Annotated in this window: 10 protein-coding genes and 4 pseudogenes; 3 read left to right on the top strand and 11 right to left on the bottom strand. The window is 63.1% G+C overall.

The genetic code is table 11. The annotated features are described in order from the left end of the window. The first annotated feature begins 78 nt into the window (after positions 1 to 78). Entirely contained in the window at positions 79 to 1,251 is a 1,173-nt protein-coding gene (locus BLQ77_RS22400) for an IS5 family transposase (protein ID WP_089962992.1), read from the top strand. Between the two features lie 109 nt (positions 1,252 to 1,360). After that, a pseudogene (locus BLQ77_RS22395) lies at positions 1,361 to 2,016 on the top strand (IS5 family transposase); the annotation flags it as partial. On the opposite strand, the pseudogene BLQ77_RS22390 reads toward BLQ77_RS22395, so the two are convergent. Beyond that, positions 1,989 to 2,408: pseudogene (locus BLQ77_RS22390) on the bottom strand (biotin synthase BioB); the annotation flags it as partial. The pseudogenes BLQ77_RS22395 and BLQ77_RS22390 sit on opposite strands and share 28 nt — an antisense overlap. A gap of 102 nt (positions 2,409 to 2,510) precedes the next feature. Here BLQ77_RS22390 and BLQ77_RS22385 point away from each other — a divergent pair. Next, positions 2,511 to 2,999: pseudogene (locus BLQ77_RS22385) on the top strand (transposase); the annotation flags it as partial. A 219-nt stretch (positions 3,000 to 3,218) separates the two neighbouring features. Here BLQ77_RS22385 and BLQ77_RS22380 read toward each other — a convergent pair. From BLQ77_RS22380 to BLQ77_RS22345, 10 genes and pseudogenes are all read right to left on the bottom strand, one after another. Further along, positions 3,219 to 3,634: pseudogene (locus BLQ77_RS22380) on the bottom strand (transposase); the annotation flags it as partial. A 955-nt stretch (positions 3,635 to 4,589) separates the two neighbouring features. Beyond that, a complete protein-coding gene (locus tag BLQ77_RS29710; protein ID WP_278184720.1) occupies positions 4,590 to 4,715 on the bottom strand; it encodes a hypothetical protein in 126 nt (41 codons plus the stop codon). 18 nt (positions 4,716 to 4,733) lie between these two features. Continuing rightward, entirely contained in the window at positions 4,734 to 5,045 is a 312-nt protein-coding gene (locus BLQ77_RS22375; protein WP_089962980.1) for a hypothetical protein, read from the bottom strand. A gap of 81 nt (positions 5,046 to 5,126) precedes the next feature. Further along, on the bottom strand, positions 5,127 to 5,273 hold the full coding sequence (locus BLQ77_RS28900; RefSeq protein ID WP_165617176.1) for a hypothetical protein: 147 nt from the start codon (positions 5,271 to 5,273) through the stop codon (positions 5,127 to 5,129). Positions 5,274 to 5,513: 240 nt separating this feature from the next. Continuing rightward, complete coding sequence (locus BLQ77_RS22370; protein WP_089962978.1) at positions 5,514 to 5,714, bottom strand: hypothetical protein; 201 nt, start codon at positions 5,712 to 5,714, stop codon at positions 5,514 to 5,516. 920 nt (positions 5,715 to 6,634) lie between these two features. Further along, positions 6,635 to 7,858 carry an NADH:ubiquinone reductase (Na(+)-transporting) subunit F gene (gene nqrF, locus BLQ77_RS22365; protein ID WP_089962976.1) on the bottom strand — a complete coding sequence of 408 codons (1,224 nt, stop codon included), beginning with the start codon at positions 7,856 to 7,858 and terminating at the stop codon, positions 6,635 to 6,637. Positions 7,859 to 7,877: 19 nt separating this feature from the next. Beyond that, on the bottom strand, positions 7,878 to 8,486 hold the full coding sequence (nqrE, locus tag BLQ77_RS22360; RefSeq protein ID WP_008885326.1) for an NADH:ubiquinone reductase (Na(+)-transporting) subunit E: 609 nt from the start codon (positions 8,484 to 8,486) through the stop codon (positions 7,878 to 7,880). Then, positions 8,486 to 9,139, bottom strand: coding sequence for an NADH:ubiquinone reductase (Na(+)-transporting) subunit D (locus BLQ77_RS22355; RefSeq protein WP_008886324.1), 654 nt, complete (start codon positions 9,137 to 9,139; stop codon positions 8,486 to 8,488). Before BLQ77_RS22355 ends, nqrE begins: the two co-directional genes overlap by 1 nt. Next, the gene (locus BLQ77_RS22350) at positions 9,139 to 9,948 is read right to left on the bottom strand and encodes a Na(+)-translocating NADH-quinone reductase subunit C (protein WP_089962974.1); all 810 of its coding nucleotides are present in this window, start codon (positions 9,946 to 9,948) and stop codon (positions 9,139 to 9,141) included. The genes BLQ77_RS22355 and BLQ77_RS22350 overlap by 1 nt, the downstream gene beginning before the upstream one ends. Then, on the bottom strand, positions 9,941 to 11,140 hold the full coding sequence (locus BLQ77_RS22345; RefSeq protein ID WP_089962972.1) for an NADH:ubiquinone reductase (Na(+)-transporting) subunit B: 1,200 nt from the start codon (positions 11,138 to 11,140) through the stop codon (positions 9,941 to 9,943). Before BLQ77_RS22345 ends, BLQ77_RS22350 begins: the two co-directional genes overlap by 8 nt. Between the last annotated feature and the right edge of the window lie 3 nt (positions 11,141 to 11,143).

Genomic DNA, 11,143 nt, shown 5'->3' with positions numbered 1-11,143 from the left:
CAGGCTGCTGAAAAACTCCGGTCTCGACGCGCATCGAGGAACATGATTCATCGCCCCCACGGTATGACGGAGGTGGCGATGCGCGGATCGGACGAGGTGACGGGGTCGCTGTTCAGCTATGTCGATCTTGAGGAGCGCATCCCGTCCCGGCATCCGCTGCGCAAGATCAGATCCGTCGTCAACGATGCCCTGCGTTCACTGGATGCCGAGTTCGATCGACTTTATGCGGGTGAGGGCCGTCCTTCCATTGCGCCGGAACGCTTGATCCGCGCCAGCCTGCTGCAAATCCTCTACTCAATCCGATCCGAGCGGCAGCTCATGGAGCAGATGGACTACAACCTGCTGTTCCGCTGGTTCGTGGGCCTCGGGATCGACGATGCCGTCTGGGTCCCCACGGTGTTCAGCAAGAACCGCGACCGATTGCTGACCACCGACATGTCCCGCCGGATCATGGCTGCCATCCTGGCGCATCGTGATGTGGCGCCGCTGCTGTCCGACGATCATTTCTCGGTCGACGGAACTCTGGTGAAGGCTTGGGCATCCATGAAGAGCTTCCAGCCGAAGGACAGTGCGATGCCCGACCGGGACGACGATCCGGGTGATCCGCCAGATGACCGTGTATCGCCAACATCGTCTCCTGACCAATCCACTGCCGAGCCCAAACCCATGCCCCGTCCCGCACGCCGCAGCCGCAATGCCGAAGTCGATTTTCGTGGCGAACGACGCTCGAACGCGACGCACGCGTCGATGACTGATCCCGAGGCCCGGCTGTTCAAGAAGTCGCCCGGCGCTGGCGCGGTGCTATGCTTCATGGGGCATAGCCTGATGGAGAACCGTTCCGGCCTGATCGTGCACGCCGACCTCACGCAAGCTGACGGGCACGCCGAGCGCCGTGCCGCCATCGACATGCTCCATCGGCACTCGCCCGGATCGACGCGGCGTCTGACCCTGGCAGCGGATCGTGGCTACGACAGCGCCGACTTCGTCGCCGAACTGCGCCAGATGGTGGTGACGCCGCATGTCGCCCAGAAGTCCCGCCATTCAGCCATCGACGGTCGGACCACCCGACATCCCGGCTATGCCAAATCCCAGCGATGCCGAAAGAAGATCGAGGAACCCTTCGGCTGGGCCAAGACCGTCGGCGGCCTGACACAGACCATGTATCGCGGCATAGAGCGCGTGCGCGCCCGCTTTACGCTGACAATGGCGGCCTGCAATCTCGCAAGGCTGCCGAAACTGCTCGCAGCCTGACCGGGGAAGCCGCAGTCAGGTCTGCCTGCGCATGCTCCAGCCCCACCCAGCATCCGCGTCGAGGGAAACCATCCCTCACGCGGGCCTTTTTCAGCGCCCTGCTAAGGGGTTTGGCAAATGGTCGAGCGTCTACCGGCAGTTCCGACGCTGGACCCGGGCAGGTCTCTGGGAAGACATCATGGACGCCCTGAACCAAAGCGGGGCAGTGCCGGATTTCCTCCAAATGGTCGACAGCACCGTGGTTCGCGCCCATCATCAGGCAGCGGGCGCAAAAGGGGGACACCACGACAGGGTTTTCGCCGCTCAAGAGCGTCCGATGGGAAAACAGTCCACTGGACTGTTTTCTGGACCATCTTCCACTTCACGACCAAGATCCACCTCCGCGTCAATGCAGCAGGCCTGCCCATGAGGACTGAGATCACGCCGGGACAGACATCCGATTATCGGGGGTTCGACCTCTTCATGGCCGACAACCTGCCAGAGCCGAGCGTCCTCTTGGCAGACAGAGGCTATGACTCTGACAACATTCGGAAAAAGATGGAGGCACGAGACGTGCTCACCCAAATTCCCACGCGGAAATCACGCAAGATGCGCGTCGGTGTCGATCATTCGCTGTATTCATTGCGCAACCTCGTCGAACGTTGCTTCAACAAGCTGAAAAACGCACGCCGGGTCGCCACACGCTACGACAAAACCGCTGAAAGCTTCCTGGGCTTCATCGACATCACGTCTATCCGCCTCTGGGTTCGCCTTTTGTCAACATGACCTAGCGTCATGCAGGTTTCCAGCCCCAGTTCGGCCACGCCCTGCACCATGTCGCAGAGCTTGTTCATGTCGCGGTCCTTGGGGCTGCGCCAGGCGGCGCCCATGCAGAAGCGCCGCGCTCCTGAGGCCTTGGCACGCTTGGCGGCGGCCAGAACTTCCTCTGTTCCCATCAGCTTGGTGGCCTTCACCCCGGTGTCGTGATGGGCGGATTGCGAGCAATAGCCGCAATCTTCCGGGCAGCCGCCGGTCTTGATGCAGAGCAGGCTCGCCGTCTCGATCGCATTGGGGTCGAAATGCGCGCGGTGCAGGTTTTGGGCACGGTTCATCAGGTCGGCGAAGGGCAGGGCGTGGATCGCCCTGGCCTCTGGCACGGTCCAGTCGGTCCGGATCATTGCGCGCGGGTCCGCAGGCGGGCGATGGCCGCGCTGAGGGGCGTTGTTGCACAAATCGGGCAAGGGATTCACTACATGAATCCAAAATGATAGCTGTTAAGCATGAGCAGTTGGGCCCCTACGAAGTATAAGACCACGAACTGGTCGGCTTACAATGAAGCGCTACGGCAACGCGGATCGCTGACGATCCACTGACCGGCAGTGCATTGCGCAGCAATGTCACGAGAGGTTGGTTTGATCCTGACATGGAATGGATCCCTCCGCCGACCGGGAGACGCGGTCGCCAACAGAGCTTCAGCGATGCCGCGATCCAGACTTGCCTGACGATGAAGGTGCTCTTTGGCATGCCGTTGCGGCAGACGACCGGCTTCGTGCAGAGCCTGCTGCGGCTGGTCGGGCTGGACTGGAACGTTCCGGACTTCAGCACGCCCTGTCGCCGCCAAAGAGCGCTGAACGTGAGTATCCCCTACCGCGGCGGCGCGGGTCCGCTGAACCTGCTGATCCCTCTCGGGACGTTGCTGCGCAATGCCCTGCCGGGCAGCGGACAGTACAGGCATCAAGGCCGAAGGCGAAGGCGAGGTAGATGCGCGGGGCGTTGTTGCAGAAAGGCGGCCTGAGGCGAGAGTGGCCCTTTCCCGTTCAGACTCAGGCGACGCGGACGGGCTCGGCGGTGCCGAGCGCGTTGAAGCGATTGATAAGGGCGACCCGGATGTGGATTTCGGCAGTTTGGCGATCGGGATCCCGCGCGGCGATGCGCTCACCGAAGGCCTTCCCGAAGCGTATCCACTGGCCGGCAGGGCATTGCGCAGCAATGTCCCGAGAGGGCACCAGAAGCTTCAGCGGCCCTTCGGCACGGCAAAAGGGGATCTGCACCTTGAGGGTCTTCTGTCTGCGGCACAGCGTCGAGCAGTCCGGAACGGGCCAGTCCGGCCCTGCCAGGCGCAGGAGGCTCGCGACCATCCCGGCTGGCTGCCTGAGCGGCAGCCCGAACAGAACCTTGACCCCCTTTCGGGACCCTGTTGCACAAGGCCCTTTCGGCCAGTGGACAGGCAGACCTGGATCGCGGCATTCGAACAGACCGGCGGGCTTCCTTGGCGCCCCTCATTCGGTGCGTGCCAGGCCATCTCCTTGTCCAGCCAGATCAGCAGCGACCCGCGCTTCCTGAGCGCATCGATGTCGGTGGACCAGGTCGTCGTGCGGTAACGGGCGGGCTTGGGATTGCTCATGCTGCTCGGCATAACCGCATGGAGTCCCGATGTGACTCCTTCACCGGCTGAGTTCTGCAACAACGCCGCTTTCCAGCCACGTCATAGTCCTCCTGTTCACCGAAATCCTGCGGACTTCGCGCATCCTGGCTTGAGCACTTTGACGGGGCCGGCTCAGACGAGGGTGTTCATGGTTCGGTTCATTCGGATCGCCAATGATGGTTAACGGCGGGGGAGCCCGGGACCCCGAAAAGAGCGGCTGACCGTAATTTGAGTTGGGACTTGGTCCTCAGCTTTCACGCTCCCCATGTAGGGTCACAGGGACACCGTTCCGGGTGCGGCGCGGGCGTCGGACGGCAGGCTTTCGGAGGATTCCGCTGACCCGTTGATGCTGCTCTAACATTCTGGAAATATGGCGAAATTGTGGCACTGTCCTCGTGCTTCTCTTGAGTCGTTTCCACCCTGGAAACTGTCGGTTAGGTGGCGCGGTCTTGCCCAAAAACGCGTCACCTCATTTTATCATTCTGATAATTGCAGGGCTTACATTTAATTATTCTTAATCTCTCACCCGCCATCGTTGTGCGGCCAAATTCTTTCAGCAACGCAAAGATGAGGTGACTCGACAGGGCCTTAGCGATCTATCAATCTGATAATTGTCCCGTGTTCGTCTAATGTCTTCGTGGCTCGTGAGTGGTGGCGTCCAGGGATCCTTCGATGAAAGCCAGAAATTTCCCTCTGGTGTCGGTGGGTCTGGGGCATCTTAGAAGTATGACTTTTCAGTACCTGTTCGCCCCGGTTTTGGCATCATGTCCGAGCCGGGGCGTTTGGTTTGAAAAGGCCGAGCTTTCGCCCGCGCGCCGCTTCCCGAACATCCTCCAGACCACGGTTCTACAGTTGACCGTCCTCCCGACCCGAGCCTGAAGCTCCGCCGACAGGTCTGTGCATGTCGGCTCGTGCCGCTTCGGCTGGCTCCGACTCAGAACTCGTGGAGGCAGGAGACGCCCGGCGTCTCGTCTTCGCTGAGATCACTGTCGATGCAGGAGCCGAAAACCGCGAGCGTGTCCCGGGCGCTCAGGCCCGCGCCCAGCGAGATACCGCTCAAGTCATCCGTGCCACGGGTCTAGAGGCCGCCGCCCAGCAACGTCAGCCGCTCGGCCAGCGGCCGGATGGCGAAGGGCCCGGCACAGCCGCTGTCGTTGCTGGTGAAGCGCTCCGAGAGGTCGAGACCGGTCACCGTGATGCTGCCCTCGCTGCAGGTGTAGCCGTAGGGCGTGGAGAGCTGCCATTGGCCGGTCTTGAGCCCCGTGGCAGTCAGCGGCACGGTGCCTCCGAGCGAGCAGCGCGTCTGCTCGGAGCCGTTGTCGAACTCGTTCTTCGAGGCGGAGAAGGCCAGGATCGCGAAGGAGAAGAGGTGGATGCCCCGACCGACCACTGGCCGCTCTCCGTTATCCGCGCGCTGAGCCTGGTCTCCGGGCCGAAAGCGAGGGAGCCCGAGACCGGGATCTCGTCTGAATTACGAGAGCCCGGCCTTGGCGGCGAGCTTTGCGGGGTCCTCGGCGGCATTTTCCTGTTGCGCGGCGCCGGTGCCGGCGAGGAGCCGCGCGAATGCGGCAGAGGCGGTGCGGGGCAGGATGCGCGCGGGTGGGGTGACCGCGGACATGGTGGAGACGCGACCTCCTGGGACTGCCGAAAACGAATGGCGCGCGGCCCGGGCGTCCGGGAGGGGGCACTGGTTCGACAATACATGCGAGTCCGCCTCGCGTGCATCCCTTATGAGGGAGTGTCCTGTCTCGGCCCGTATCGACCCGTATCGGCCGGTACCGGGTGTCGGGGGCGGTCCTGCCCGGATTGCCCCGCGCGGAGGCGAGGGCCCCGGCTTGAGACGCCGGGGCAGCGTGTGTCAGGCGTGGTAGCGCCGGATCTCGTAGCCGAACTGCAGCCGGTCGATGAGCGCCTGCTGGGCCTCGATGATGGCCGCAGCTTCCCGCCGGTCGGCGAGGATCTGCATGAAGTCGATCTGAGAGGTCTTGCCGCCGTCGGGGCTGCAGGAGGGGAGCTTTCTGGACTGAAGGCGCTGTACGATATCGATCTCGTCGGTCATAGGAAATGTCCCCCTTTACTTACTGTCTTCTGAAGCGGGCCTCTGTCTCTGCCGGCTTCGGGTCCGGTCGCGTGGCAGCGTGCCGTCCCTGCACAAGGTGTAGCCCGGACCGGGGGGGGGCCGCGACAAGACGAAGGGATCGCGGCCGGCCTAGTCGGATGAAGCACCTATCCGAACGGGTAGGGCTGCGCTCCGACGGCCCCGCCCTGACGCCGCGTAACGAGATATTGTCGGGTCAGGACGGCCTTTGCCCCCCTGATTTCCTTGGAGACTTCGACTCGCAGGGCAGGCGCCGAGCGGCCAGGCGGGTCGGCGCCTGACGCGCGGAACGGGACAGGTCACGCGCGTAGCACTGCTGGACTTACATATCGCTCCGCGGGGGCCTCGGGACGGTCTGACTGGCCATGTCGGGGAGGGGTGGGCGGACGCAGCGTTCAGGACATGGCTTGGGGCCAGAATCTGATGTGAGTGGTGGCGCTTGCTGCGTCCGCAATACGACTGAAACACCTCCGTAAATCGATTGTCACCGGGCAACATGTGTCACCTCTGACACAAGTTGTGTCAGTTCAGGTTACGGTTGTTTTTCCCTTTTTGAATACGACCATACGTAGGTAAACAAGGTCACTGGCACCACTGGAACACTCCGACCAAGTGCGGACGCAGCGGGAGCAGGGGACAGGCTGCTGTCTGTTCAGTTATCGCTACGACCAGACGCTGCGTCCGCGGGATCAGAATAGCTCCGATCGCATGCATCAATCATGATCTGAGTTGATACAACTTTGCCGAAACTTGTGTCAGTCGGGCGTCTGCATGTGCACAAACAGTGCCGCCCCGACGCGCCGGGGGCGCGCGGAACCGGGTCCCCGAAACGAAAACGGGGAGGCCGAAGCCTCCCCGTCGTGTCTGTGGTGGTGCCTGGATCAGCCGCCGAAATCGTCGAGCATGATGTCCTCGCGATCCACACCCAGCTCCAGCAGCATGTTGATCACCGACTGGTTCATGATCGGCGGTCCGCACATGTAGAACTCGCAGTCCTCGGGGGCAGGGTGGTTCTTGAGGTACTCTTCGTAGAGCACGTTGTGGATGAAGCCGGTGTAGCCCTTCCACTCGTCCTCGGGCAGGGCGTCGGACAGGGCGACGTGCCATTCGAAGTTGTCGAACTCCTTGGCCAGCTCGTCGAAGTCCTCGACGAAGAACATCTCGCGCTTGGAGCGGGCGCCGTACCAGAAGGTGATCTTGCGATCGCGGTTCTCGAGGCGCTTGAGCTGGTCGAAGATGTGCGAGCGCATCGGCGCCATGCCCGCGCCGCCGCCGATGAAGACCATTTCCTTCTTCGTGTCACGGGCGAAGAACTCGCCGAACGGACCGGAGATGGTGACCTTGTCGCCGGGCTTCAGGTTGAAGATGTAGGACGACATCTGACCCGCCGGGATGCCGGTGGAGCCCGGCGGCGGCGAGGCCACCCGGACGTTGAGCATGATGATGCCCTTTTCGTCGGGATAGTTCGCCATCGAATAGGCGCGCTCGATGGGTTCGTCGACCGTCGACTCGTACTGCCAGAGATTGAACTTGTCCCAGTCGGGGCGGTATTCCTCGGCGATGTCGAAGTCCTTGTAGGACAGTTTGTGCGCGGGGGCCTCGATCTGGATGTAGCCACCGGCACGGAAGTTCACGTCCTCGCCCTCGGGAAGCTCCAGCACGAGGTTCTTGATGAAGGTCGCGACGTTGTCGTTGGAGCGCACGGTGCACTCCCACTTCTTGACGCCGAAGACCTCCTCGGGGACCTCGATGTCCATGTCCTGCTTCACGGCCACCTGGCACGAGAGGCGGTCGCCACAGGCGGCCTCGCGCTTGGTGATGTGGCTTTCCTCGGTGGGCAGGATCGACCCGCCGCCCGAGTGCACCCGGACGCGGCACTGCGCGCAGGTGCCGCCGCCGCCGCAGGCGGAGGGGACGAAGAGCTTCTGGCCGGCGAGGGTCTGCAGCAGCTTGCCGCCCGCCGGGACCGAGATGGTCTTCTCGCCGTTGATGGTGATGTTGACGTTGCCCGAAGACACCAGTCGCGAGCGCGCGGCGATGATGATGCTCACCAGCGCGATCACGATGAGGGTGAAGAGGACGACGCCCAGGCTGAAAGTTAGCATTGCCAGTAAGTCCTCCGGCTCAGAGTTTCACGCCACTGAAGGACATGAAGGCCATCGCCATCAGACCCGCGGTGATGAAGGTGATGCCGAGACCCTGCAGCCCGTCGGGGATGTCGGAGTACTTCAGCTTTTCGCGCACGCCGGCCATGGCGGTGATCGCCAGGGCCCAGCCGAACCCGGAGGACACGCCATAGGTCAGCGCCTCGGGGAAGTCGTAGGCGCGCTCCACCATGAAGAGCGAGCCGCCGAGGATGGCGCAGTTCACCGTGATGAGGGGCAGGAAGACCCCCAGCGCGTTGTAGAGCGGCGGGAAGTACTTATCGAGCACCATCTCGAGGATCTGCACCAGCGCGGCGATCACCCCGATATAGGAGATCAGGCCGAGGAAGGTGAGGTCCACGTCCGGGAAACCGGCCCAGGCGAGTGCGCCCGGCGCCAGCAGATAGTGCAGGATCAGGTTGTTTGCCGGCACGGTGATCGCCTGCACGATCATGACCGAGATGCCGAGACCCATCGCCGTCGAAATCTTCTTCGACACGGCGATGAAGGTGCACATGCCCAGGAAGAAGGACAGCGCCAGGTTCTCGACGAAGACCGCCTTTACGGCGAGTGAGACGAGACCTTCCATCAGTGTGCCTCCACGCTCTGGATCTTGTATTCACGCTCTTCGACCTGCTTCGGCTTCCAGGTGCGGATCGCCCAGATCAGCAGCCCGATGACGAAGAAGGCGGACGGCGGCAGCAGCAGCAGGCCGTTGGGCACGTACCAGCCGCCGTTGTTGACCGTCTCGAGCAGGGTGATGCCGAACAGCGAGCCCGAGCCGAAGAGCTCGCGGATCACGCCGACCGTCATCAGTATGAGCCCGTAGCCCATGCCGTTGCCGATGCCGTCGATGAAGCTGGCCACCGGCGGGTTGCTCATGGCGAAGGCCTCGGCGCGGCCCATCACGATGCAGTTGGTGATGATCAGGCCCACGAAGACCGAGAGGGTCTTCGAGATCTCGTAGGCATAGGCCTTGAGCACCTGGTCCACCAGGATCACCAGCGACGCGATGATGACCATCTGCACGATGATCCGGATCGAGCCGGGGATCTGGTTGCGCAGCATCGAGATGAACATCGACGAGAAGGCGGTCACCAGGGTCACCGCGATCGCCATCACCAGTGCCACCTTCAGCGACGAGGTCACCGCGAGCGCCGAGCAGATGCCCAGCACCTGCAGGGTGATCGGGTTGTTGTCGATCAGCGGATCGACAAGTTGCGACTTGCGTGTGTGAGCCATCAGATCTCTCCTGCCTTCAGCCGCTCGAGGAAGGGGCCGTAGCCGTCTTCGCCCATCCAGAAGCGGACAAGGTTGTCGACGCCGCGCGAGGTCAGGGTCGCCCCGGCCAGCGCGTCGATGTAATAATCGCGGCCCGCGGCAGGGGCGCTCTTGGCGACGGTGATCTGCAGCGTTCCGTCTTCGTCACGCAGCTTCTTGCCGTTCCAGAGCGCCTTCCAGCGGGGGTTGTCGACCTCGGCGCCAAGACCGGGGGTTTCGCCGTGCTGGTAGAATTGCAGGCCGTAGATGTCGTTGCCATTCTCTTCCAGCGCGATGAAGCCGTAAAGCGTCGACCACAGGCCGTAGCCTTCGATCGGCAGGATCACCTTGTCGATGCTGCCATCGTCGGCACGCAGGATGTAGATCATCCGGAACGCCTGCATGTGGCCGCCGAGACCCGCCGGGTCCTCGTCGAGCGCCCGCACGATGGCGGGGTCGTTCGAGGTGGCGAGCTGGTCGAAGGTCTTGATGTCGAACTCGTCGGTGAACTCGCCGGTGGCGAGGTCGAGCACGTGCGGTTCCATCGACTCGAAGGCCTCGGCCACGGGCACGTTCGGGTCGTAGACGCCGGCCACTTCAAGCACGTTGGTCTGCTTGTCGCGCAGCTTGTTGGCCTCCTGCACCGGGCGCAGCGACACGGCGGCGGCGGACACCACCATCGAGGCCACGAGGCAGAGCGCCACGGCGACCGTCACCGTCTTGACGACGGAGTCGTTGGGCATGTCGAGGAAGCGGCGGATGAAGCCATTGTTCTCGTTCGCGTCAGACATTGCGCTTGGCCCTCCGTTTGATGTTGGCCTGCACCACGAAGTAGTCGATGAGCGGCGCAAAGACGTTGCCGAACAGGATCGCGAGCATCATGCCTTCCGGGAAGGCCGGGTTGATGACGCGGATCATCACCACCATGAAGCCGATCAGCGCCCCGTAGATGTAGCGCCCGACGTTGGTGTGGCTGGCCGAGACGGGCTCGGTCACCATGAACACGAGGCCGAAGGCGTAGCCGCCGATGACTAGGTGCCAGTACCAGGGCATGGCGAACATCGGGTTGCTGTCCGAACCGATGAAGTTCAGCAACGACGAGAAGGCGATCATGCCCACGAGACAGCCGAGCACCAGGCGCCAGTTGGCGATCTTGGTGACCAGCAGGAAGGCGAGGCCGATGAGGCAGGCGATGGTCGAGGTCTCGCCGAGACAGCCCTGGATCGTGCCGATGAAGGCGTCCATCCAGGTGATGCCGCGCTCGGGCAGGGCGGCGTAGCCGTCGCTGGCGCCGATGGCGAGCGGGGTCGCGCCCGAGAAGCCGTCGACCGGTGTCCAGATCGTGTCGCCGGACATCTGCGCGGGGTACGCGAAGTAGAGGAACGCCCGGCCGACCAGCGCGGGGTTCAGGAAGTTCTTGCCGGTACCGCCAAAGACCTCCTTGCCGATCACCACGCCGAAGATGATGCCGAGGGCGACCTGCCACAGCGGCGCCGAGGCCGGCATGATCAGGGTGTAGAGCATCGAGGTCACGAGGAAGCCCTCGTTCACCTCGTGGCCGCGGACCACGGCGAAGATCACCTCGAAGATGCCGCCCGCGACCAGCGTCACGATGTAGATCGGCAGGAAGTAGAGCAGCCCGTGCGCCATGTTGGCCAGCGGGTTGCGCGGGTTGAAGCCGATGCCCAGCGTGTCGATGATCCACGCCCGCCAGCCCGACGCGCCGTGCTCGGCGATCGCGAGGTTGGTCTGCAGGCCGGTGTTGTAGAGACCGAACAGGATGCACGGGATCGTGGCGATCACCACGTAGGTCATGATCCGCTTCATGTCGATGTAGGAGCGGGCATGGGGGGCGGCCGTGGTGACCGTCTTGGGCGTGTAGATGAAGCTTTCGACCATCTCGTAGATGGCGAAGTACTTCTGGTACCGGCCACCCTTTACGAAATGGGGCTCGATCCGGTCGAAGAAATTGCGCAGACCCAAGGT

The sequence above is a fragment of the Salipiger thiooxidans genome, assembly GCF_900102075.1.
Lineage (GTDB): Bacteria > Pseudomonadota > Alphaproteobacteria > Rhodobacterales > Rhodobacteraceae > Salipiger > Salipiger thiooxidans.
This window is presented reverse-complemented; position numbering and strand designations above follow the sequence as displayed.

Bases quoted from the DNA above. Each gene is read 5' to 3' on its own strand.
- BLQ77_RS22400 (WP_089962992.1), top strand. From the start codon at position 79: ATGCGCGGATCGGACGAGGTGACGGGGTCGCTGTTCAGCTATGTCGAT.
- BLQ77_RS28900 (WP_165617176.1), bottom strand. From the start codon at position 5,273: ATGTCCGCGGTCACCCCACCCGCGCGCATCCTGCCCCGCACCGCCTCT.
- BLQ77_RS22370 (WP_089962978.1), bottom strand. From the start codon at position 5,714: ATGACCGACGAGATCGATATCGTACAGCGCCTTCAGTCCAGAAAGCTC.
- nqrF (WP_089962976.1), bottom strand. From the start codon at position 7,858: ATGCTAACTTTCAGCCTGGGCGTCGTCCTCTTCACCCTCATCGTGATC.
- nqrE (WP_008885326.1), bottom strand. From the start codon at position 8,486: ATGGAAGGTCTCGTCTCACTCGCCGTAAAGGCGGTCTTCGTCGAGAAC.
- BLQ77_RS22355 (WP_008886324.1), bottom strand. From the start codon at position 9,139: ATGGCTCACACACGCAAGTCGCAACTTGTCGATCCGCTGATCGACAAC.
- BLQ77_RS22350 (WP_089962974.1), bottom strand. From the start codon at position 9,948: ATGTCTGACGCGAACGAGAACAATGGCTTCATCCGCCGCTTCCTCGAC.